Annotated in this window: 23 protein-coding genes and 1 tRNA gene; 19 read left to right on the top strand and 5 right to left on the bottom strand. The window is 60.4% G+C overall.

Annotated features, from left to right (window positions below; genetic code table 11):
* The first annotated feature begins 9 nt into the window (after nt 1–9).
* From AC4IHP_RS03790 to AC4IHP_RS03800, 3 genes are all read left to right on the top strand, one after another.
* A complete protein-coding gene (locus tag AC4IHP_RS03790; RefSeq protein ID WP_008077804.1) occupies nt 10–597 on the top strand; it encodes a sigma-E factor negative regulatory protein in 588 nt (195 codons plus the stop codon).
* Nucleotides 598–605: 8 nt separating this feature from the next.
* Nucleotides 606–1,571: a MucB/RseB C-terminal domain-containing protein gene (locus tag AC4IHP_RS03795; protein WP_490830909.1), complete on the top strand. Its 966-nt coding sequence runs from the start codon at nt 606–608 to the stop codon at nt 1,569–1,571.
* A gap of 208 nt (nt 1,572–1,779) precedes the next feature.
* Nucleotides 1,780–3,213: a DegQ family serine endoprotease gene (locus AC4IHP_RS03800; protein WP_039760902.1), complete on the top strand. Its 1,434-nt coding sequence runs from the start codon at nt 1,780–1,782 to the stop codon at nt 3,211–3,213.
* Between the two features lie 79 nt (nt 3,214–3,292).
* Here AC4IHP_RS03800 and AC4IHP_RS03805 read toward each other — a convergent pair whose 3' ends face one another.
* Nucleotides 3,293–4,726 carry a M48 family metalloprotease gene (locus tag AC4IHP_RS03805; RefSeq protein WP_024011999.1) on the bottom strand — a complete coding sequence of 478 codons (1,434 nt, stop codon included), beginning with the start codon at nt 4,724–4,726 and terminating at the stop codon, nt 3,293–3,295.
* A gap of 98 nt (nt 4,727–4,824) precedes the next feature.
* Between AC4IHP_RS03805 and AC4IHP_RS03810 the strand changes: the two genes are divergently transcribed.
* Together AC4IHP_RS03810 and AC4IHP_RS03815 are read left to right on the top strand one after the other, a co-directional pair.
* The gene (locus tag AC4IHP_RS03810) at nt 4,825–5,064 is read left to right on the top strand and encodes a sulfurtransferase TusA family protein (protein WP_041478863.1); all 240 of its coding nucleotides are present in this window, start codon (nt 4,825–4,827) and stop codon (nt 5,062–5,064) included.
* A 32-nt stretch (nt 5,065–5,096) separates the two neighbouring features.
* On the top strand, nt 5,097–6,167 hold the full coding sequence (locus tag AC4IHP_RS03815) for an AI-2E family transporter (RefSeq protein WP_016771268.1): 1,071 nt from the start codon (nt 5,097–5,099) through the stop codon (nt 6,165–6,167).
* A 120-nt stretch (nt 6,168–6,287) separates the two neighbouring features.
* Here AC4IHP_RS03815 and AC4IHP_RS03820 read toward each other — a convergent pair whose 3' ends face one another.
* Entirely contained in the window at nt 6,288–6,761 is a 474-nt protein-coding gene (locus AC4IHP_RS03820; protein WP_041478861.1) for a peroxiredoxin, read from the bottom strand.
* A 10-nt stretch (nt 6,762–6,771) separates the two neighbouring features.
* Entirely contained in the window at nt 6,772–7,332 is a 561-nt protein-coding gene (locus tag AC4IHP_RS03825) for a glycine cleavage system transcriptional repressor (protein WP_042607411.1), read from the bottom strand.
* Nucleotides 7,333–7,659: 327 nt separating this feature from the next.
* On the opposite strand from AC4IHP_RS03825, the gene dapA reads away from it, so the two are divergent.
* The 6 genes from dapA (at nt 7,660) to chrA (ending at nt 12,830) form a co-directional block, all read left to right on the top strand.
* Nucleotides 7,660–8,538, top strand: a complete 879-nt coding sequence (dapA, locus tag AC4IHP_RS03830) for a 4-hydroxy-tetrahydrodipicolinate synthase (protein ID WP_490830910.1) — start codon at nt 7,660–7,662, stop codon at nt 8,536–8,538.
* 17 nt (nt 8,539–8,555) lie between these two features.
* The gene (bamC, locus tag AC4IHP_RS03835) at nt 8,556–9,671 is read left to right on the top strand and encodes an NlpB/DapX family lipoprotein (RefSeq protein WP_460124929.1); all 1,116 of its coding nucleotides are present in this window, start codon (nt 8,556–8,558) and stop codon (nt 9,669–9,671) included.
* A 6-nt stretch (nt 9,672–9,677) separates the two neighbouring features.
* Entirely contained in the window at nt 9,678–10,439 is a 762-nt protein-coding gene (locus AC4IHP_RS03840) for an MBL fold metallo-hydrolase (protein ID WP_024012002.1), read from the top strand.
* Nucleotides 10,440–10,467: 28 nt separating this feature from the next.
* Nucleotides 10,468–11,181: a phosphoribosylaminoimidazolesuccinocarboxamide synthase gene (purC, locus tag AC4IHP_RS03845; protein WP_016771262.1), complete on the top strand. Its 714-nt coding sequence runs from the start codon at nt 10,468–10,470 to the stop codon at nt 11,179–11,181.
* 84 nt (nt 11,182–11,265) lie between these two features.
* Nucleotides 11,266–11,355: transfer RNA gene (locus AC4IHP_RS03850), tRNA-Ser, on the top strand.
* Nucleotides 11,356–11,474: 119 nt separating this feature from the next.
* A complete protein-coding gene (chrA, locus tag AC4IHP_RS03855) occupies nt 11,475–12,830 on the top strand; it encodes a chromate efflux transporter (protein WP_490830911.1) in 1,356 nt (451 codons plus the stop codon).
* Here chrA and AC4IHP_RS03860 read toward each other — a convergent pair.
* Entirely contained in the window at nt 12,827–13,798 is a 972-nt protein-coding gene (locus AC4IHP_RS03860) for a ribonuclease Z (RefSeq protein ID WP_490830912.1), read from the bottom strand. The two genes, chrA and AC4IHP_RS03860, sit on opposite strands and share 4 nt — an antisense overlap.
* A gap of 217 nt (nt 13,799–14,015) precedes the next feature.
* Here AC4IHP_RS03860 and AC4IHP_RS03865 point away from each other — a divergent pair, with 217 nt between their 5' ends.
* The 3 genes from AC4IHP_RS03865 to AC4IHP_RS03875 all read left to right on the top strand — a co-directional run bounded on the left by AC4IHP_RS03865 (nt 14,016) and on the right by AC4IHP_RS03875 (nt 16,912).
* A complete protein-coding gene (locus tag AC4IHP_RS03865; RefSeq protein ID WP_490830913.1) occupies nt 14,016–15,593 on the top strand; it encodes a histidine kinase famiy protein in 1,578 nt (525 codons plus the stop codon).
* A 91-nt stretch (nt 15,594–15,684) separates the two neighbouring features.
* Nucleotides 15,685–15,915: a hypothetical protein gene (locus AC4IHP_RS03870; RefSeq protein WP_460124941.1), complete on the top strand. Its 231-nt coding sequence runs from the start codon at nt 15,685–15,687 to the stop codon at nt 15,913–15,915.
* A gap of 19 nt (nt 15,916–15,934) precedes the next feature.
* The gene (locus AC4IHP_RS03875) at nt 15,935–16,912 is read left to right on the top strand and encodes an SDR family oxidoreductase (RefSeq protein WP_490830914.1); all 978 of its coding nucleotides are present in this window, start codon (nt 15,935–15,937) and stop codon (nt 16,910–16,912) included.
* A gap of 115 nt (nt 16,913–17,027) precedes the next feature.
* Here AC4IHP_RS03875 and AC4IHP_RS03880 read toward each other — a convergent pair whose 3' ends face one another.
* Nucleotides 17,028–17,219 carry a YegP family protein gene (locus tag AC4IHP_RS03880; RefSeq protein ID WP_016771242.1) on the bottom strand — a complete coding sequence of 64 codons (192 nt, stop codon included), beginning with the start codon at nt 17,217–17,219 and terminating at the stop codon, nt 17,028–17,030.
* 274 nt (nt 17,220–17,493) lie between these two features.
* Between AC4IHP_RS03880 and AC4IHP_RS03885 the strand changes: the two genes are divergently transcribed.
* From AC4IHP_RS03885 to AC4IHP_RS03905, 5 genes are all read left to right on the top strand, one after another.
* The gene (locus tag AC4IHP_RS03885; protein ID WP_460124947.1) at nt 17,494–18,459 is read left to right on the top strand and encodes a glycosyltransferase family 2 protein; all 966 of its coding nucleotides are present in this window, start codon (nt 17,494–17,496) and stop codon (nt 18,457–18,459) included.
* A 3-nt stretch (nt 18,460–18,462) separates the two neighbouring features.
* A complete protein-coding gene (locus tag AC4IHP_RS03890; RefSeq protein ID WP_490830915.1) occupies nt 18,463–19,173 on the top strand; it encodes a class I SAM-dependent methyltransferase in 711 nt (236 codons plus the stop codon).
* Nucleotides 19,170–19,556, top strand: coding sequence for a GtrA family protein (locus tag AC4IHP_RS03895; RefSeq protein ID WP_460124953.1), 387 nt, complete (start codon nt 19,170–19,172; stop codon nt 19,554–19,556). Before AC4IHP_RS03890 ends, AC4IHP_RS03895 begins: the two co-directional genes overlap by 4 nt.
* On the top strand, nt 19,553–21,658 hold the full coding sequence (locus tag AC4IHP_RS03900) for a DUF6311 domain-containing protein (protein ID WP_490830916.1): 2,106 nt from the start codon (nt 19,553–19,555) through the stop codon (nt 21,656–21,658). Before AC4IHP_RS03895 ends, AC4IHP_RS03900 begins: the two co-directional genes overlap by 4 nt.
* A 90-nt stretch (nt 21,659–21,748) precedes the next feature.
* Nucleotides 21,749–22,678 (top strand): LysR substrate-binding domain-containing protein, encoded by a 930-nt coding sequence (locus AC4IHP_RS03905; protein WP_460124959.1) that lies wholly within the window; start codon nt 21,749–21,751, stop codon nt 22,676–22,678.
* The last annotated feature ends 73 nt before the right edge of the window (nt 22,679–22,751 follow it).

The raw sequence follows: 22,751 nt of genomic DNA on the forward strand, positions 1-22,751 counted from the left end.
AGGAACGCCATGAGTCGTGAAGCCCTGCAGGAATCGCTGTCCGCAGTGATGGATAACGAAGCGGACGAACTGGAATTGCGTCGAGTGCTCAGTGCACTGGATGATGTTGATACCCGTGAGACCTGGGCTCGTTACCAGATCGCTCGGGCAGCCATGCACAAGGATCTGCTGCTTCCGCGTCTGGATATCGCTGCGGCAGTGTCTGCTGCGCTGGAAGACGAAACGGCTCCGGCCAAAGTATCCCGCAGCCCATGGCGTAACCTGGGTCGCCTCGCTGTTGCCGCTTCGGTAACCGTGGCCGTTCTGGCCGGTGTTCGTCTGTACAATCAGGACGAAATCGCTGGTGTTGAACTGGCACAGCAGTCGAATCAGCCAACTCTGGCCACTCCACAGGTCAAGGGTCCGGCAGTTCTGGCAGGCTACAGCGAAAGCTCGGAAGCGACTGGCCCTATGGCTAACGGCGTTCTGCAAGGTCAGCCAGGCTGGCATGATCAGCGTCTGCCAGGCTACCTGCGTCAGCACGCTCAGCAGGCTGCACTCAAGGGAACTGAAAGCGCGCTGCCATACGCACGTGCCGCAAGCCTGGAAAACCGTTAAGGAGGATCATGCGCGCCATCCCTCTACTTTCGCTTCTGCTCAGTGGCTGGTTCATCGTTCCAGCCCACGCTGACGAGGCCCAGGACTGGTTGACCCGTATGGGTCAGGCCGAGCAGCAGCAAAGCTTCCACGGTACTTTCGTTTACGAGCGCAACGGCAGTTTTTCCACGCACAACATCTGGCATCGTGTCCAGAATGGCCAGGTCCGCGAGCGGTTATTGCAGCTCGACGGCTCGGCTCAGGAAGTCGTGCGCATTGATGGACGTACTCAATGCGTCAGCGGCACCCTGATTGCGGGATTGGGTGACTCACCCAACGCTGCCGCCCGTGCGCTGGATCCCAAAAAGCTGAAGAATTGGTATGACCTTGCCGTCATTGGCAAGTCGCGCGTGGCCGGCCGTGATGCAGTGATCGTGGCTCTGACGCCTCGTGATCAGCATCGCTACGGTTTCGAGCTGCATCTGGACAAGATGACCGGATTGCCGCTCAAGTCGTTGCTGTTGAACGATAAAGGTCAGTTGCTTGAGCGTTTTCAGTTCACCAGCCTCGACACTGATGAAATTCCGTCGGACAAGGATTTGCTGGCGGACGCCGATTGCAAGCCGATCAACATCGGCAACGACAAGGCTTCTGCAGCCAAGACCGTGCAGAACTGGCGTTCGGACTGGCTGCCGCCGGGCTTCGAGCTGACCAGCAGCAGTTCGCACAAGGATGCGCAGACCAAGACCCAGGTCAGCAGCCTGATGTATGACGATGGTCTGGCGCGTTTCTCGGTGTTCCTTGAACCCTTGAACGGTGCAACCGTCACCGACACCCGTACTCAGTTGGGCCCGACCGTCGCGGTATCCCGTCGCCTGACCACGCCGCAAGGTGAAATGATGGTCACGGTGGTCGGCGAAATTCCGATCGGCACCGCCGAACGAATCGCTCTATCGATGCGTAACAACGATGGCGCTGCGACCAGCAAGCAGTGAGCTGATTTCAGTCATTTCCACTTCGTCGTCGAGACGTCGAAATGTTTGCTGAGCATTTTCATTTGCAAAACCCCTGAAAATTTTTTATAGGTCAGAGCCTCACGGCTCTGGCCTTGTTTGTTGTTCCCGGAACAAAAATGCCGGTCTGTGGTTTCCGGTGTTCCTTTGCTCCATATCGCTTAACCCTGCTCGTCGTAACGGGAGCTGTATGTCGATACCAAGTTTGAAGTCTTATCTTTCCATCTTCGCCACTGTGCTGTTGCTCGGTCAGGCGGTCCCTGCTGCGCAAGCGGCCGATCTGCCTGATTTCACCCAGTTGGTCGAACAAGCGTCGCCCGCGGTGGTGAACATCAGTACCACGCAGAAACTGCCGGACCGTCGCGTGAATCAGCAGATGCCGGATCTGGAAGGCCTGCCACCGATGCTGCGTGAATTCTTCGAGCGTGGCATGCCGCCTCAGCAGCGCTCGCCGCGTGGCGACGGGCGCCAGCGTGAAGCCCAATCGCTGGGCTCGGGATTCATCATTTCGCCGGATGGCTACATCCTCACCAACAACCACGTGATCGCCGATGCCGACGAAATCCTCGTCCGTCTGGCTGACCGCAGTGAGATGAAAGCCAAGCTGGTCGGCACTGACCCCCGTTCCGACGTGGCCTTGCTGAAAATCGAAGGTAAGGATCTGCCGGTGCTCAAGCTCGGCAAATCCCAAGACCTGAAGGCCGGCCAGTGGGTGGTGGCAATCGGATCGCCATTCGGCTTTGACCACACCGTGACCCAAGGCATCGTCAGCGCCGTCGGTCGTAGCCTGCCGAACGAAAACTATGTGCCGTTCATTCAGACCGACGTGCCGATCAACCCGGGCAACTCCGGTGGTCCGCTATTCAACCTGAACGGTGAAGTGGTCGGCATCAACTCGCAGATCTACACCCGCTCCGGTGGCTTCATGGGCGTGTCGTTCGCCATCCCGATCGACGTGGCGATGGATGTTTCCAACCAGCTCAAGAGCGGTGGCAAAGTCAGCCGTGGCTGGCTGGGCGTGGTCATTCAGGAAGTGAACAAGGACCTGGCCGAGTCGTTCGGCCTGGACAAGCCGGCCGGCGCCCTCGTTGCGCAGATCCAGGATGACGGTCCTGCGGCCAAGGGCGGCCTGCAGGTTGGCGACGTGATTCTGAGCATGAACGGTCAGCCGATCGTCATGTCCGCAGATCTGCCGCATCTGGTCGGCGCGCTGAAGGCTGGCGCCAAAGCCAATCTGGAAGTGATTCGTGAAGGCAAGCGCAAGAACGTCGAGTTGACCGTCGGCGCGATCCCGGACGAAGACAAAGAGCTGGACGCGCTGCCGAAATCCGGCGCTGAAAGCAGCAGCAACCGTCTCGGTGTTGCGGTCGGTGAACTGACCGCCGAGCAGAAGAAAACCTACGACCTCAAAGGTGGTGTGGTGATCAAGGAAGTGCAGGACGGTCCTGCGGCCTTGATCGGTCTGCAACCGGGTGATGTGATCACGCACCTGAACAACCAGGCCATCGGCTCGGCCAAGGAGTTCACAGACATCGCCAAGGCGTTGCCGAAGAACCGTTCGGTGTCGATGCGCGTGCTGCGTCAGGGCCGTGCCAGCTTCATCACCTTCAAACTGGCTGAATAAGCCAGCAGCAAGGTAAAAAAGAAACCGCCTCGAAAGAGGCGGTTTTTTTATGTCTACATCTTCTGTCTTGCTGGAAAACTCAGCCCATCATGTCCTTGACCATGCGCTCCTGCTCCATCAGTTCGCGCTGGCGGGCATCGATGCGCGAGGACAGCGGGAAGTTGTTGCCGGCCTTGCGCTTGGCGAAGTCCAGCTGCTGAATGGCCTGACGGTAATCGCCGACCAGTGCGAAGTACTCGGCGCGCGCCTGATGCAGACCGATGATATTGCCCGACAGGCCGCGAGTTTCGGCAACCTGGTACCAGACGTCCGGATCATCCGGGCGGGATTTGAGCAAACTGTCTAGCGCCTTCTCGGCATCGGCGGCGCGATTCTGTTTCAGCAGCAGATCGACCCGCACCTGATTCAGCGGATAGTTGCCCGGGAACTGCGTGAGCATGCGGTCGACCCGCGATTGCGCATCAGGCAGACGATTATTGGTAATGTCCAGATCGACCTGAGCGAGGTTGTAAATGATCTCGTTCGGCGACTTGGCCAACAACTGCTTCAGGTTCTCTCGCGCTTCGTTGAGCTGGCCGCCCTTGATTTGCGCGATGGCCAGGCCGTAACGCGCGACATCGTTTTTCGGGTTTTCATCGAGCAGGGCGCGGAAACGCTTGGCGCCCAGCCCCGGGGTTTCTTCGTAGATCAACTGCACCCGCGCGCGGATCAACTGGTAGCGCATGCTGTCTTCAATGCCGCCCGGTTTCGCCTGCTCGGCGCGGTTGCGAGTGTCAGCGATACGCGATTCGGTGACCGGGTGAGTCAGGAGGAATTCCGGCGGCTTGGCGTCGAAGCGGTACTGGCGCATCAGGCGTTCGAACATGGTCGGCATCGAACGCGGGTCGTAGCCGGCCTTTTCCAGGTTGAGGATGCCGATGCGATCCGCTTCTTGTTCGTTTTGTCGCGAGAAGCGCCGTTGTTCCTGCAACGCCGCAGCCTGGGTGCCAGCGATGGTGGCGATGCCGGCATCACCGCCGCCGGCCGCCGCAATGACAATGCCGGCCAGCAACGCGGCCATCATCGGCACCTGCATTCTTTGTGAGGCTTCCACCCCGCGAGCAAAGTGACGTTGCGACAAGTGCGCCAATTCGTGGGCGAGCACCGAGGCGTATTCACCTTCGGTTTGCGCATTGAGGAACAGGCCGCCGTTGACCCCGACTACGCCGCCCGGTGCAGCGAAGGCGTTGAGCTGCGGGCTGTTGATCAGGATGAATTCCAGACGTCGGTCGGAGACCTGACTGGTCTCCACCAGTTTATAGACGCTGGATTCGACATAATCCTTGAGTTGCGGATCGTTGAGCTGGGAAACCTGACTGCGCAGCATGGCCAGCCAGGCACGGCCGAGCTGGTATTCCTGTTGCGGCGAGACAATGGCAGAGCTGGCGTCGCCGAGTGACGGCAGATCGTCGGCAAAGCCTGGTGAGGCGAGCAGGCAAGCGAGCGTCAGCAGGGTAGGGCGCAGAAAAGTCATGCACAAAGCCTTGGAGGACAAAGACCTTACTGTAGCCGGACACCGAAGCCGCGACCAGATATTCTAGGCAGCTCGACAACCCGAACCGGAGTGACGCAATGACTGACGCTGTAGCCCACGACGTGGAACTGGACGCCAGTGGCCTGAACTGTCCGTTGCCGTTGCTAAAGGCAAAAATGGAGCTCAATAAACTGCACAGCGGCGCTGTACTCAAGGTCATCGCTACCGATGCCGGCTCGCAACGCGACTTCCGCACCTTTGCCAAATTGGCCGGTCATGCGCTGTTGCGCGAAGAAGACGAGGCTGGCGTCTACCGTTACTGGTTGAAAAAAGCCTGACGCGAGCGCGTTAACAATCGAAGGGATTATTGATGTTCAAAGTGTTACGCGACTGGATTCAGCGCTACTTCTCCGATGAAGAAGCCGTGGTGCTGGCAGTGCTGCTGTTTCTCGCCTTCACCGCCGTGCTCACCCTCGGCGGCATGCTTGCGCCGGTGTTGGCGGGCATGGTGCTGGCGTATCTGATGCAGGGCCTGGTGGTGACGCTCGAGCGGCTGCGCGTGCCGGGCGGCGTGGCGGTCGGGCTGGTGTTTGCGCTGTTCATGGGTGCGCTGATGCTGTTCATCGTCGTGGTCCTGCCGCTGTTGTGGCATCAATTGATCACGCTGTTCAACGAGTTGCCAGGCATGCTCGCCAAGTGGCAATCGCTGCTACTTCTATTACCGGAGCGCTATCCGCATCTGGTGTCTGACGAGCAGGTCTTGCAAGCAATCGAAGCGGCGCGGGGCGAGATTGGCAAGTTCGGTCAGTGGGCACTGACTTTCTCGTTGTCGAGTTTGCCGCTGCTGGTGAACATCATGATCTACCTGGTGCTGGTGCCGATTCTGGTGTTTTTCTTCCTCAAGGATCGGGCGATGATCGGCGAGTGGGTGCGCGGCTATCTGCCTCGCGAGCGCGCCCTGATCACCCGTGTCGCCCAGGAAATGAACCGGCAGATCGCCAATTACATTCGGGGCAAAGGCATCGAGATTGTGATTTGTGGCGGCGTGACCTACATCGCCTTCATTGCGTTGGGCCTGAACTACGCGGCACTGTTGGCGTTGCTGGTGGGGTTGTCGGTGGTGGTGCCGTATGTCGGTGCAGTAGTGGTGACCGTGCCGGTGCTGCTGATTGCGCTGTTCCAGTGGGGCTGGAGCGATCAGTTCATCTACCTCATGGCGGTCTACGGAATCATTCAGACGCTGGACGGCAACGTGCTGGTGCCGTTGCTGTTTTCGGAAGCAGTGAATCTGCATCCGGTGGCAATCATCTGCGCGGTGTTGTTGTTTGGCGGGTTGTGGGGATTCTGGGGTGTGTTCTTTGCGATCCCGCTGGCGACGCTGTTCAAGGCTGTGCTGGATGCGTGGCCGCGCAAGGAGCCGGTGGTGGCGCCGTTGCTTTAGCGGTTGATCCGGATTTTGCAGAGAGGCTATTCGCGAGCAGGCTCGCTTCCACAGTGATTACATTTCAATTGTGGGAGCGAGCCTGCTCGCGAAGGGGTCTTTAAAGACGCAACAGACCCATCAGGCTTTATTCAGAGCCTCAGCCGCCGCCAGCACGGCATCAACATGCCCCGGCACTTTCACACCACGCCACTCCTGACGCAGGACACCGTCCTTATCAATCAGGAAAGTGCTGCGATCAACGCCCAGGTATTCCTTGCCATACAGCTTCTTCAGCTTGATCACGTCGAACAGCTGGCAAACCGCTTCGTCCTTGTCACTGATCAGTTCGAAGGGGAATTCCTGTTTGCCTTTGAAGTTTTCGTGCGACTTCAAACTGTCGCGGGAAATGCCGAAGACTTCGGTGTTGGCAGCCTTGAACGCCGCATATTGATCGCGAAAGCCCTGGCCCTGAGTGGTGCATCCCGGGGTGCTGTCCTTCGGGTAGAAGTAGATCACCACTTGCTTGCCCTTGAGTTCGGACAGGCTGACGGTCTGCCCGCTGGTCGCAGGCGCGGTGAAATCCGCAACCGGTTGGTCGATGACAACGGCCATGAAAGCTTCCTTACATTGGGTTTTGTGGGCGCCAAGGCTCGATCAGCGCATCCAGATTCATCGCGTCGGCGAAGTCGAGGAATTGATCGCGCAGCCAACTGATCTGGGTACCGGCCGGCAGGGTCACGGTGAACGTGGCGTTGAGCATGGTGCCGCCGGTCTGTGGCGCCTGATAGGTGTCGCAGGTGAGGTTTTCCAGTTCGACGTTGTGGTCCATGAAGAACTGGCACAGCTCATTGATGATGTCCGGGCGATACGCCGAGCTGACGTAAGCCACGTAAGGCAGCGCCTGTGGGCGATTTTCCAGAGCGGCGCTGCGCACCACGTTTACGGTGAAAGCATGACGCTTGGCCAGCAATGGCAGGCTGCCTTCGAGGCGCGCGAGGGCGTCCCAGCTGCCGGAAACTTCCAGCACCAGAGCGCTGCACTCGCCGTGGCGAGTCAGGCGAGAGGTGACGACGGCGCAGCGGTTTTCATGGCTGGCGCGGCACAGGACGTTGGTCAGCTCCATGGGGTTGGCGCCGAGGGCACTGATGACAAGGAATTGTTCGCGAACTGTGGGGGTGGACATGCAGCATTCCTAAAGCGATGAGCGGTCGGTAGGTTGACGGCGTTGGCGGCCGGGAGTGCCTGTTCTGGCGCTCCGTATAAAGAGCCCCGGCCGGCGCTCGCGGCTCGCTCCTCTGTGCGGGAGCGCGTCGATGCGACGCAGGAACGGGGCCTGGGAGGCCGAAAAGGGAGGCTGAAACCCGGCGTACAAGCTGATCTGTACCGATCAAAGTCTGAAGGGTAGCGAAAAGCGGCGCCAAGGGGAATGGCGGCGGCGCAGTACTTCGCTTGTGCAAGCATCTTGGCGCCAGTACCATTACCGCTCTCTTTTTCCGGCAGGAGCGGTTTCATGATTGCGGGCAGTATGGTGGCACTGGTCACTCCCATGGATGCACAAGGGCGTCTTGACTGGGACAGCCTCAGCAAACTCGTGGACTTCCACCTCAAGAACGGCACCCATGCCATCGTCGCCGTCGGTACTACCGGCGAGTCGGCCACCCTTGATGTAGAAGAGCACATCGCCGTCATCAAAGCCGTGGTCAAACAGGTTGCCGGACGCATCCCGGTCATCGCCGGCACCGGTGCCAACTCGACCCGCGAAGCCGTCGAGCTGACCCGCAATGCCAAGGCCGCCGGCGCCGATGCCTGCCTGCTGGTGGTTCCTTACTACAACAAGCCGACCCAGGAAGGCCTGTACCAGCACTTCAAGCACATCGCTGAAGCGGTCGACATTCCGCAGATTCTCTACAACGTTCCCGGCCGCACCTCCTGCGACATGCAGGCCGAGACGGTGATTCGCCTGTCCACCGTGCCGAACATCATCGGCATCAAGGAAGCCACCGGCGACCTCAAGCGCGCCAAAGCAATCATCGATGGCGTGAGCAAGGATTTCATCGTGCTGTCCGGCGATGATCCGACCGCTGTCGAGCTGATCCTGCTGGGCGGCAAAGGCAACATCTCGGTCACCGCCAACGTCGCCCCGCGCGAAATGGCTGACCTGTGCGAGGCCGCGCTGAAAGGCGACGCCGGCACCGCACGCGCAATCAACGAAAAACTGATGCCGCTGCACAAGGACCTGTTCATCGAAGCCAACCCGATTCCGGTGAAGTGGGCTCTGGTTGAAATGGGCCTGATGCACGAAGGCATCCGCCTGCCACTGACCTGGCTGAGCACCCCTTGTCATGAAACGCTGCGCACGGCCCTGCGCCAGTGCAGCGTCCTGGTTTAATTGAGGAAGTACAACGCATGAAGCGAATGGCCGGACTTTCCGCACTTGCCTTGATTATCTCCAGCACCAGTGGCTGCGGATGGGTCTGGGGGCCGGAAGGTTATTTCCGCGACCGTGGAAGCGATTACCTGCAAGCGCAACAGACTGCACCGATGCAATTGCCACCGGATGTAAGCACTGCCAAGCGTCTCGATCCGCTGTTGCCGATCCCGCGCAACGTGGCCGATGACACCGCGACGGGCGAATACATTGTTCCGCGTCCTCAACCGTTGTCGGCGGTTGCCGATGCCACGGATTATTCGCTGCAGAAGAGCGGTGATACGCGTTGGGTCGTGGCCCAGCACCCACCGGCCGAAGTCTGGCCAGTGGCGCTGCAGTTTTTCCAGGACAACGGTTTCCGTCTGGATGAACAGCGTCCGCAGACCGGTGAATTTACCACCACCTGGCAGCACTCCGACGAGTTGTCCGCTTCGATGGCCAAGCGCCTGAGCGCGGCCGGTATCGCCAGCGATAGCGAGACCCGCGTGCGTGTACGCATCGAGCCGGGCGTGCAGCGCAACACCAGTGAAATCTACGTGGTCAGCGCCGAACGTCCTGCCGGCAGCACTGCCGACGTGGCCTTCACCAACCGTTCGGTCAACACTGGCCTGGACGCTGCGCTGGTCGACGACATGCTCGCGAGCATGAGCCGTACTTCCGAGAAGGGCGGTTCGGTGTCGATGCTGGCCTCGCGTGATTTCGATGCGCCGAGCCGCGTCAGCCTCAGCGAAGACGGTAGCGGCAACCCGGTGTTGAACGTCGGTACCGATCTGGATCGCGCCTGGTCGAGCGTCGGCCGTGCGCTGGAACAGGGCGAATGGCGCGTTGAAGACATCAACCGCAGTCTGGGCCTGTACTACATCAACCTGGCCGAAAAAGCCGAGAAGAAAGACGACAAGCCTGGCTTCCTCAGCAGTCTGTTCGGCAGCGCGCCGAGCAAGGAAGAAGTCGAAGCCCGCGCCGAGCGTTATCAGGTTCGCCTGAGCAAGGTGGGCGAGAACATCCAGGTCACCGTCGAAAAGAACATCAACACCGTCGCACCGGCCGATGTCGCGCGTAAAGTGTTGAGCGTGATTCAGGACAACCTGGGCTGATCCGATATGCGTTTTGCCGTTCTCGGCAGCGGTAGCCAAGGGAACGGCACGCTGATCGCCAGTGCTGATACGTACGTGCTGGTGGATTGTGGTTTTTCCCTGCGGGAAACCGAAAGACGTCTGTTGCGCCTGGGTGTGCACCCGGCGCAACTGAGCGCGATACTTGTGACCCACGAACATGCCGACCACGTGCATGGCGTGGGTTTGCTGTCTCGGCGCTACAATCTGCCGGTCTACCTCAGTCGCGGCACGCTGCGCGGGATGCGCAAACCGCTGGAACCGGCGGGCTTTCTGGCCGGCGGCGAGCAACTGCAGATTGGCGCACTGAACGTCGGGGTCATTGCCGTGGCCCATGACGCGCAGGAGCCGACCCAGTACGTTTTCAGCGATCAGGAACAGCGGCGCTTCGGCCTGCTGACCGACCTGGGATCGTTCTGCGAGCGGGTGCTGGACGGCTATCGGGACCTCGATGCATTGATGATCGAGTCGAACCATTGCCGCGACATGCTGGCCCGTGGTCACTACCCGTACTTTCTCAAGCAGCGGGTGGGCGGCGAACGCGGACATCTGAACAACCATCAGGCGGCATTCCTGGTGGCCGAGTTGGGCTGGCAGGGCTTGCAACACCTGGTCCTGGCCCATCTGAGCAGCAAGAACAACCTGCCGCAGCTGGCCCGGCAATGTTTTGTCGACACCCTCGGGTGCGACCCGGACTGGCTGCAACTGGCCGATCAAGATTCAGGGCTCGACTGGCGTCACATCGCCTAGCCCACCTACTTAGCAAGCGGAGCCCATCATGGAAAAACGTGAAGAACTCTACCGCGGCAAAGCCAAATCGGTTTACAAGACCGACGACGCTGACCGCTTGATCCTGCTGTTTCGCAACGACACTTCGGCGTTCGACGGCAAGCGCATCGAACAGCTTGATCGCAAAGGTATGGTGAACAACAAGTTCAATGCCTTCATCATGCAGAAGCTCGAAGCGGCCGGCGTGCCGACCCAGTTCGACAAACTGCTGGGCGACAACGAATGCCTGGTGAAAAAGCTCGACATGATCCCGGTCGAGTGCGTCGTGCGTAACTACGCCGCCGGCAGCCTGGTCAAGCGTCTGGGCGTCGAGGAGGGCATGAAGCTCAACCCGTACACCTTCGAACTGTTCTTGAAGGACGACGCCAAGGGCGACCCGTTCATCAACGAATCTCACGTCGTGGCATTCGGTTGGGGCACCGCCGAGCAACTGGCACGCATGAAAGAACTGTCGCTCAAGGTCAACGAAGTCCTGAGCAAACTGTTCGACGACGCCGGCCTGCTGCTGGTCGACTTCAAGCTTGAATTCGGCGTGTTCAGCGACGGCTCCATCGTCCTTGGCGACGAGTTCAGCCCGGACGGCTGCCGTCTGTGGGACAAGGACACCAAGAAGAAGATGGACAAGGACCGCTTCCGCCAGGGCCTCGGTGATGTCATCGAAGCCTACGAAGAAGTCGCCGCTCGTCTGGGCGTACCGCTTTAATCGACGCAAGCATCTGATAGCACGGAAAAAATTTCGTTTGGGGGGTTCGCAACCAACGAAAGTGTTGTTATGATGCGCGCCGTTGGAGAGATGCCAGAGTGGCCGAATGGGACGGATTCGAAATCCGTTGTACCTTCACCGGTACCTAGGGTTCGAATCCCTATCTCTCCGCCATTATTGAACAAGACAAAGCCCCCGTAATCATTGCTGATTACGGGGGCTTTTTCGTTTCTGGCGTTTTGTTCGCGATGCTTTTCGGGTACAACCTGCCGACTGCATAAAGGAACAGCTCGATGAGTGAAGTTCAGCCGTTGGCGGGTGATGACGATGCTAGGCCGCAGGCCGTGAGTCTGCGCGAGGCGTTCTGGTTCTGGTTGAAGCTGGGCTTTATCAGTTTCGGCGGGCCGGCCGGGCAGATTTCGATCATGCACCAGGAGCTGGTCGAGCGGCGGCGCTGGATTTCCGAGCGGCGTTTTCTGCATGCCTTGAACTATTGCATGTTGCTGCCCGGGCCGGAGGCGCAGCAGTTGGCGACCTACATTGGCTGGTTGATGCATCGAAGCCGGGGCGGGATTGTGGCCGGGGCGTTGTTCGTGTTGCCTTCGCTGTTTATCCTGATTTTCCTGTCGTGGCTCTATATCGCCTTCGGTGAAGTGCCGGTGGTGGCCGGGCTGTTTTACGGGATCAAGCCTGCGGTGACGGCCATCGTCGTACAAGCGGCGCATCGCATTGGCTCGCGGGCACTGAAGAACAATTGGCTGTGGGCGATTGCGGCAGCGTCGTTTACGGCGATCTTTGCGTTCAATGTGCCGTTCCCGTTGATCGTGCTGGGTGCGGCGGTGATTGGCTATTTCGGCGGTCGACTGGCACCGGAGAAATTCACGGCCGGCGGGCATAGCGCAGAGAAGAAGTCTTTCGGCCCAGCGTTGATCGACGACGACACGCCAACCCCGGCCCATGCCCGTTTCAGCTGGACGAAACTGGCCATGCTCGCCGTGATTGGCGCCGCGCTGTGGGCATTGCCGATGGGCGTACTGACCGCGCTGTTCGGCTGGCAGGGCACGCTGACGCAGATGAGCTGGTTCTTCACCAAGGCAGCGCTGCTTACCTTCGGCGGGGCTTATGCAGTGTTGCCTTATGTCTACCAAGGTGCGGTCGGTCACTACGGCTGGCTGACCCCGACGCAGATGATCGACGGGCTGGCGCTGGGCGAAACCACGCCCGGGCCGCTGATCATGGTGGTGGCCTTTGTCGGTTTTGTCGGTGCTTATGTGGCGCAGGTGTTCGGCGCCGATCAAGTGTTCCTGGCCGGAGCGGTCGCCGCCGCGCTGGTGACGTGGTTTACCTTTCTGCCCTCATTCGTGTTCATCCTCGTCGGCGGCCCGCTGGTGGAGTCGACGCACGACGAACTCAAATTCACCGCACCGCTGACCGCGATCACCGCTGCGGTGGTCGGCGTGATTCTCAATCTGGCGTGTTTCTTCGGCTACCACGTGCTCTGGCCACAGGGCTTCAGCGGCAGCCTGGACTGGCCGTCGGCGTTGATCGCGATTGCGGCAGCCGTTGCGCTGTTTCGCTTCAAACGCGGAGTGATTCAGGTGTTGCTGGGCTGTGCGTTGGTTGGGTTGGTGGTGCATTTACTGCGTTAAAAACCTCTGCAGACCACGGGCTGCAAATGCCCCAAGCGGTCGAGGTGATAGCGTTGCAGGTCCCGCGCCAGAATCAGTTGGCCGTTATACAGCGCCGCCGCTTCACTGCGCACATCCTCGATCGACGGACTCACCGCCGGGTTGGCCTGATAGCGTGCGCTGAAGTGCGTCAGCACCAGATTGCGCACCCCAGCGGATTCGGCGAAACCGGCGACCGCAGCGGCGCTACTGTGGCCGTAACTGGCACGAGCACGGTCGATTGCTGCCTGCACGAATGTCGCTTCATGCACCAGCACATCCGCCGATTGCGCCACTTCTGCCAGCAGTGCCGGTCGATCGTTGTCGCCGCAGACGATGATGCGCCGATCAGGTCGCGCGCTCAGCAGATAGTCGCGAACGTGCAGCATCCGCCCGTCAACCTCCACGTCCTGACCATGGGCCAACTGACCCCAGAGCGGGCCGCGTTCGATGCCTTCAGCGTCGAGTCGCTGCACATCGAGACGCGGTTCCGGATCGGACTCGGTAAATACATAACCGTGGCACGGCACGCGGTGGGACAACTCGACGGTCTGCACCTGAACATTGAGGTTGCGCCATTCGGTAAGCGTTTCCACAGCGTGCAGGTTGATCTCGAAGGGCAGATGCGATTGCGTCACCTCAAGGCTCATTCTCAGCCACGGATGCAGCGCCGCCGGCAGAATAATGTCCAGCGGTCGCGTGCGTCCGGACATGCCGGTGCTCGCCAGCAGACCCGGCAAGCCCAGGCAGTGATCGGCGTGCACGTGGGTGATGAAAATCGCCCGTAACTCGCTCAGCGACAGCGGCGTGCGCAGCACCTGATGCTGGGTGCCTTCACCGCAATCGATCAGGTACCAGCCCTTGCCGGCAGACGCGATCAGTGCCGTCGCGCTGACGTTGCGCTGGCGGGTCGGCACGCCGGCAGACGTGCCCAGAAACAACAAATCCACGGTGGTTCTCCCTGGCGGATCGAATTTGAACATGCAGACTGCCAGACGCGATAACTGCGTGCAGTTCTTGGTGTGCTTTCGACAATCAGCGAGCTAATTCGGATCCATTGAAGTACCGGGACAATTCATCGGACACCCGCGCTGTCGGCTTCTGGCCTTGGCACTTAGCTCGCTGATGACGGTCACAGCGAAACGGAGTCACTTAGCGGAGGTCAACTTGCCAAGAAAATCCAGGCCGATCGTCGACCGCGCCGATGCAGCGGTCCTTTCGCCAGAGCGCAAAGATGTGTTCTTCGCGGCGGTGCAGGTCAGCCGCATGGCCATGATCGTCACCGACCCTGCACAGCCCGATGATCCCATCATTTTTGCCAACAATGCGTTTCTTGAACTCAGCGGCTACGAGCTGGAAGAAGTGCTCGGGCGCAACTGCAGGTTTCTGCAAGGCGAGCAGACTGATCGCGCGGTGTTGCAACAGGTCAAGCAAGCGCTGAAACATCAACACGAAACCTGCGTGGAGGTGCTCAACTATCGCAAGGACGGCTCGTCGTTCTGGAACGAGCTGTTTATCGCGCCGCTATTCAACGAGCGCGGGCAACTGGTGTATTTCTTCGCCTCGCAAATGGACGTCAGCCGCCGCCGCGACGCCGAGGACGGCTTGCGTTATAGCGAGAACATGGAAGCACTGGGGCAGCTGACCGGTGGCATTGCCCACGATTTCAACAACCTGCTCCAAGTGATGATCGGCTACATCGAGCTGATCCAGCACACCGCCAAACGGCCGAGCATCGATCCGCAGCGCATTGTCGTCGGCGCAGGCCACGCCCGCGCGGCGGCGGAAAAAGCACGTTTGCTGACCCAGCATCTGCTGGCATTCTCCCGCCGACAACGGCTTGAGGGGCGGGTGATCAATCTCAATGCCTTGCTTGAGCGGTCAGCGCTGCCGTCGCCGGAATCTGCCGCTCTGGAGCCGCAGTTCGACTTCGCCGAGGACTTGTGGAATTGCCGCCTCGACCCGGCGCAGGCCGAGATGGCGCTCAATCATCTGCTGTCCAATGCACGCGATGCGTTGGGGCAGCAGCAACAGCCGGTGATCACCGTGCAGACCCGCAACGTCGTTGTCCCGGACGCGACCGATACACATCAGGGCGGACTGGCGGCGGGGCGTTACGTCTGCATTGCGATCGCCGATAACGGCGTGGGCATTGCCGCCGACGATCTCGACAAGGTCATGGAACCGTTCTACACCACCAAAGAAGAAGGCAGCGGGGCGGGCCTCGGGCTGTCGATGGTCTATGGCTTCGTCAAGCAATCCGGCGGGGTCGTCAAAATCGAATCGACGCCGGGACTCGGCACCACGGTGCGCCTGTTCTTCGCGGCCGACGACAGTCTGCCGGCGGTGTCGGAATCGTCGCCCGATGCCGAAAATCTCAAAGGCACCGAGCGCATTCTGATCGTCGAGGACCGTCCGGAGGTTGCTCAGCTGGCGCGTCTGGTTCTGTCCGAACACGGTTACCGCACCGACATCGCTGCAGATGCGCGCGAGGCGTTGGCAGTACTGCAGAGTAGCGACTATGAGCTGGTCTTCACTGATCTGGTCATGCCCGGTGAGATGAACGGGTTGGCACTGGCGCGGGAAATCAGCCAGCGCTATCCGGCCATGCAGATCCTGCTGACGACCGGGTACTGCGCGGACGAGTCGACGCCCAATGAGCTGGCTGACAATGAATTCGAATTGATCGCCAAGCCTTACGCACCGGTGGATCTGCTGCGCAAGCTGCGCTCGATGCTCGGCTGAAAAAACGAACTGACGGCGCACGTTCGGCGTCCATCCTAAAGACCGCATTGAACAACCAGTGAGGGGCACGATCCCCGAGGAGATGTTGGCAATGAGCGATTATCCGATGGACGAAACCGATTCCGATCACCGCAACGGCCAATTCGGCCAGGCCCTGGGGCTGGATGCTGACGAGGTGGAGTCGTGGGTCAGTGCAATCGAAGAGGACGGCAGCGGCATGGGTTATGTCGTGCATTTTTCCAGCGAGACGCCAGTAGATGTGCTGGCCAAGGTGCAAGGGCTGGGCGAAGACCTGATGATCAATATCGGGCCGATTGACTGAGCGTCAGAGAGGACGATCCATGCAGGAGCAACCAGTGGTGGTGATTTGCGGCGCCAGTGCCGGCGTCGGGCGCGCGGCGGCTCACCGGTTTGCCGCCGGCGGTTACCGCATCGGCCTGCTGGCGCGCGATCCGGCGGGACTGGCCGCTACGCAAGAGGAGCTGCAAGCGTATGGGGGCCAGGTGGAAACGGTCAGCGTCGATGTCGCCGATGCGCTGGCTGTGCAGGAGGCCGCGCAGCAACTGGAAGCCCACCTCGGGCCGCTGGCAGTGTGGGTCAACGCAGCGATGGTCACGGTACTCTCGCCGATAGAACAGTTGTCCGCCGCCGAGATCGAGCGCGTTACTCAGGTGACCTATCTCGGCACCGTCCACGGTACCCTGGCGGCACTGTCGTTGATGCGTCCGCGTAACAAAGGATTGATCATCCAGATCGGCTCGGCGCTGGCCTATCGTGCTATCCCGCTGCAGGCCGCTTACTGCGGGGCAAAATTCGCCGTGCGCGGGTTCACCGACTCATTACGCTGCGAATTGCTGCATGAGCGCAGCCGTATTCGCGTGTGCATGGTGCAACTGCCGGCGATCAACACGCCGCAGTTTGACTGGGCGCGCAACAAATTGCCCAAGCGCCCGCAACCCGTGTCACCGATCCACGACCCCGACGTGGCAGCGCGGGCGATTTTCAGTGTGGTCAAGCATCCACCTCGCGAGCTGTGGCTCGGTGGATCAACGATCAAAGCGATTATTGGCCAATCGGTCATGCCGGGTTTGCTCGACCGTCTGATGGCACGCGCCGCCTGGTCTGGCCAGCAAACCAACGAGCCTGAGGACAACGAGCACCCGGACAACCTGTTCGAGGCGCAGCCGGGTTTGCATCAGATTCGCGGCCGGTTCGTCGGTCGTTCCAGGGACGCGGCGCTGGCGTTGACGTCTACTCAAGTGATAGCGATATCCGCAGTGATTGCCTTATTGGTCGGCGTAGTTCTGTTACAGCTTTGATGCTTTCCTGGTTCGCTCAACTGTCGTCGCGTTTCAGTGCGCCCGCTGCCAGGGACGGTGGGGCGCATGGCAGCGAAACATGCAGCACATGCACCTTTGATGATTGTGGTTTGGCTCAGATCTCCTTGATCGGCGTCTCGCCCTGTACGGCTTTGATCAGGTTGATCACGTGCAGGCAATCAGCCTTGTTCACATATGACTCACCACTGGCCACCGTCTCGTGGTTGCGTGCGCGCAGTCGCCAGCGCCATTGGCCCTTGCCAGTGCTCGGAGTGCCGCGGGTTTGTCGGTAGATTTCGAAATACATGGGTTCGCTCCTTGCGATAGATAGGCGCGCCAGCCTCTGCGGCGCATCGACGCAAGCCTAGCGCAGCAGGGTTTTTTGGCTATCGCGGATTTGTTTCCAATCGTTCGCGGATATTTCTGAAAGACGCAGGCCAGAGCGCCGCGTGTGCCCGGCGAATTGGCCGATATGACGCCGCGTCCTGCTTGCGTGCCGGTGCCGGCTACTGCTTAATACGGGACGGCTCATGGCCTCGAAAAACTTTCGATGACCGACAAACTATAAAAAGAGCACTCCTTTGACTGAGCACGGAACGCAACAGGCCGGGCAGGTGACGTTGTCGCTGGTGATCCCCGTTTTCAACGAGGCCGACAGCCTCGACAGCTTTCTTTCGCGCATCGACGAGGTCTTTCACGCACAAGCGCTGATCGATCTTGAGCTGGTCTTTATCAACGACGGCAGTACCGATGCGACCCTTGAGCGCTTGCTTGCACGGCAGCAGCAGGATTCGCGGCTGCGGATCGTCGACCTGAGTCGCAACTTCGGCAAGGAAGCGGCACTCTCGGCCGGTCTGCAAATGGCCAGCGGGCAGATCGTGGTGCCGATCGACGCCGATCTGCAGGACCCGCCTGAAGTCATCTTGCAGATGATCGAGCGCTGGCGCGATGGTTACGAAGTGGTGCTCGGCCATCGGATCAGCCGCCGCAGTGATACGTGGGCCAAGTCGACCTCGGCCCACTGGTTCTATCGCCTGCACAACCGCATCGCCGAACAGCCGTTACCGGAGAACGTTGGCGACTTCCGCCTGATGGATCGCTGCGTGGTCGATGCCTTGCTGACCCTGCCCGAGTCGCGGCGCTTCATGAAAGGTCTGTTCGCCTGGGTCGGTTTTCGCACCACTCATGTCGACTACGAACGCCCCGAGCGCGTAGCGGGGCAGAGCAAATTCAATGGTTGGCGGCTGTGGAATTTTGCCCTCGAAGGCATCACCAGCTTCAGCACCGAGCCGTTGCGGGTCTGGACTTACCTGGGAGCGACAGTTTCGCTGGTGTCGTTTGCGTTCGCCATGTTCATCGTCCTGCGCACACTGATCCACGGCGTCGACTTGCCCGGTTATGCCTCGCTGATGGTCGCAGTCACGTTCCTTGGCGGTCTGCAATTGATCGGCATTGGCGTACTTGGCGAATACCTCGGCCGCACCTATATCGAATCCAAACGCCGGCCGGTTTTTCTGGTGCGTCGCGTCTACGACCCGAAGGACTGACAGATGGATCTCAAGGAAACCGACATCCTCGGCGACAGCATCGATGAGCATTGGTACTACTGCTGCAAAGCAGCGGCGACTCGGCGTTTGCTGGGTGACGCGCCGATTCGGCGGATCCTCGATGTCGGTGCCGGCTCGGGGTTTTTCTCGCATCATCTGCTGACCCACACCGACGCGCATGAGGCGTGGTGCGTCGACATCAGTTATCCCGCCGATTCAAGCGCCACCACCGCTGGCAAACCGGTGCATTACCGACGCGGCATCGACAACATCGATGCCGATCTGGTGTTGCTGATGGACGTGCTCGAGCATGTCGACGACGACCTCGCCCTGCTCAGAAGCTATGTTGATAAGGTGCCTTCGGGCAGTCGCTTTCTGATGACTGTCCCGGCGTTCCAGTTTCTCTGGAGCGGGCATGATGATTTTCTCGAGCACAAGCGCCGCTACACTCTTGCGCAATTCGAAACGCTGGCTGGCGATGCCGGTTTGACGGTGCAGCGCGGCGCCTATTATTTCGGTGCGGTGTTTCCGATCGCCGCTGCGTTGCGCCTGCTGCCGCAGGGTTCCAGAGAGGCACCGCCACAGTCGCAGCTCAAACGTCATCATCCATTGGTCAACAGCGTGCTCAAGACTCTGTGCCGACTGGAGTTGCCGCTGATGGGCAAAAACCGGCTCGCCGGTTTGAGTGTCTTCGTGCTGGCGCAGAAACCGTGATCGGCAGTGAACGGTCAGCACTGGTCCGCCGTGGTCTGCGTTTTGCCCTGACCGGGCTGTTTGTCACTGCGCTGCATGCGCTGGTGGCCGTGATGTTCATCCGGTTCATCGCGCCCGAACCGCCGCTGGCCAATGGTTTCGCCTTTGCCGTGGCGACCGTTGTGTCGTATGTGATCAATACCACCTGGAGCTTTTCAGCTCGCCTGCACGGGCGCACGTTACTGCGCTTTGTGTCGGTCTCGGCGGGCGGTTTCCTATTGGCGATGCTGGTTGCCTGGGCGGCGCAAATGGCTGGGTTGCATTATCTGCTCGGAATCGGCGCCGTGGCCCTGACGGTGCCGGCGTTCACTTTCGTTTTGCATAATTTCTGGACGTATCGATGAAGCTTTGCTCAAACTCTCGGGCGGCTGCGCTGTTGCCTGTGCTGCTAGGCATTCTGGCGTTTTTTATCGTGGTCGGCCCACGGGCGTTGAACCCGATGAACATTGCCTGGCTGGGCGACGGCGACCCGGCCACCCATTACCAGGGTTGGGTGTTTTTCCGGCACTCGCCATGGAGCTTTCCGCTGGGGCTCAATCCGTCTTATGGACTGGAGTTGGCCAACGGCTTGATTTTTTCCGATTCCAATCCGCTGTTTGCCTTTCTGTTCAAGCCGTTTTCGGCGTTGTTGCCAGAGCCGTTTCAGTACTTCGGACTGTGGTTGCTGACCTGCTTCATTCTGCAGAGCTGGTTTGCCTGGAAACTGCTCGGCCTGGTGAGCCGCGACGCGGTACTGCGGTTGCTGGGTACCGGGCTGTTTTTGTTCGTTCCGGCCATGTTGGTCCGCATGAGCGTGCACCTGTCCCTGGGCGGGCATTTCATGTTGCTGGCCGCGCTGTACCTGGCGCTGCGGCCATTCACGCCAAAACGCTGTCTGGCCTGGGGCACGTTGCTGGCGGCGGCCGCGCTGGTCCACGCCTATTTGCTGGCGATGATTGCGCTGATCTGGCTCGCCGATCTCGCAGCGCACACCCTGCGGCGACATTTGGCGCCGCGCAAAGCTGTAGCCGAACTGATCGGTCTGTTTTTGCTGGTGAGTCTGTGTTGCTGGCAGGCGGGCTACTTCAGCGTCGGCGACGACGGCCTGGCACTGATGGGCTACGGTCTGTTCCGCGCCAATGTGCTGAGCTTTTTCGACCCGGGCACCTGGTCGTTTGCTCTGCGCGACATGCCGGGCGTATTGGGCGATGGCGACGGTTTTGCGTTCCTTGGCCTGGGTGTGGTGTTTCTGCTCATCTGCGCTTTCCTGGCCTGGCTGCAACGCGGTACCGATGTTCGTCGCAAGATGCGTCGCTACCCGTGGCTGCTGCTCGCACTGGCAGGCCTGGCGCTGTTCGCCTTTTCCAACAACATCGGTGTCGGCCCATTCGAATTGCACATCCCGCTGCCGGATGCAGTGGTGGCGGTGGCGACGATTTTTCGCGGTTCGGGGCGGATGATCTGGCCGGTCATGTACATGGCGATTTTCGCCGTCCTGTACGTGGTGATTCATGGGCACCCCCGGCGCACCGCACGAATTTTGCTGAGCATTGCTCTGGTGCTGCAAGTGGCGGATACGCGGTCCGGCTGGGGAGAGTCGCGCAACCTGTTCATGGTCACACCAGCGGCACAATGGCAGACGCCGCTGGTTGATCCGTTCTGGGATCAGGCGGCTCGCCATTATCAGGCAGTGCGCTGGCTGCGCCCGGAGAATTATCCGGAGCAGTGGCGAACGTTGGCCGAGTTTGCCGGGCGCCATCATCTGCCGACCAATGCGGTCTACCTCAGCCGCGCCAGTACCAAGGCGACCGAGGCGGCTCAGGCTGTGTCCGACCAGATGGTCAGCTCTGGCCAATACGCCGCCGATACGCTGTACGTACTCGATAGCCGCACCGTGCTGCCGGCAGCGCTGACCCTGAACCGGGAGACCGACGTGCTCGCCAGAATCGACGGTTTGAACGTGCTGGCACCGGGCTGGAAGCGTTGCGCCGATTGCTCGCCCATCAGCGCTGCTGATCCGCTGACGCTGATCTCGCCGCTGAAGTCGAACGAGCGCGTGACCTTCAACGTTACCAGCCTGGCGACGTTTTTCCTCGGCAGCGGATGGTCGAAAAGCGAACCGTGGGGCACGTGGTCCGAGGGCAGCGAATCGCAGATCATTCTGCGGCCCGAGGCCCCGGTGAGGTCATTTGTGCTGGAAGCCAATGCTTTGATTGCGCCGTCGCATACCGAACAGGGGCTGGAGGTCATCGTCAACGAGGTGCCGGTGCTCTCCACCCGTTTGCTCAAGCCCGAAGCGAACGTTGTCAGCGTTGAACTGCCAGCCGAAGTCCAGCAGCGCATCGAGCGTGAAGGCGTGTTGGTGATTCGTTTTCAGTACGCCGACGCCATCAGTCCTAGAGCCCTTGGCATGGGACTCGATCCGCGCAAGCTGGCCATTGGTATTCGAGCCCTGACCCTGCATTGAATCTGCGCGGCGCATGTCTGCGCACGGGCCCATAGACGTGGTTCATGGGCCTTTCTACACTGCCGCTATTCCGGGGAGCAGGGGCAAAGGATGAACCGCAATGAACTACGCAAGGCCGACATCAACCTGATGGTGGTGTTCGAGACCCTGATGCTCGAACGCAACGTGACCCGCGCGGCGGAGAAGCTGTTCCTCGGCCAGCCGACCATCAGTTCGGCACTCAACCGTTTGCGCACGATGCTCAACGACCCGCTGTTCATCCGCGTCGGCCATCGCATGGAGCCGACGGCTCGTGCCGAAGACATTTACCGCCATCTCAAACCGGCACTGGATTCACTGTCGGCGGCGCTGAGCCTGACCCGCGATTTCGACCCCGCCACCAGCACCATGACCTTTCGCATCGGCCTGTCCGACGACGTCGAATTCGGCCTGCTGCCGCCGCTGTTGCGTGCGCTGCGCCAGGAAGCGCCGAGCGTGGTGTTCGTGGTGCAACATGTCGATTACTGGCGTATTCCCGACCTGCTCGCTGCCGGCGATATCACCGTCGGCATCAGCCAGACCCGTGGCCTGCCGGCCAACGCCAAACGCAAACTGCTGCGACATATCCAGCCAAGCATCCTGCGCGCCGATGCCTCTGCTACGCCGCTGACCCTCGACGAATATTGCGCTCGCCCGCATGTGCTGGTTTCGCACACGGCCAATGTCAGTGGCTACGCCGATGAGTGGCTGGCGGAACTGGGGCGCACGCGGCAGGTGGTGTTGTCGGTACCGCAATACAGCGCACTGCCGGCGTTACTGGCCGGCACTGACCTGATTGCCAGCCTGCCGGATTACACCGCAGCGGCGATGGCGGCGTCCGGGGCGCTGTTCCAGGAACCGTTCCCGTTCAAGACGCCGACGCTGGACCTGTCGATGGTCTGGCTCAGCCACGTCGACAGCGACCCGGCCGAACGCTGGTTGCGCTCGCGGCTGGAAGCGTTCATGAGTGAAAGGCCAACTGAGCACCACGAACCCTTGTAGGAGCTGCCGAAGGCTGCGATCTTTTGATATTGATTGTAAGAAAGACAAAATCAAAAGCTCGCAGCCTCGTTTC

The organism is Pseudomonas sp. UF-293, from assembly GCF_058245595.1.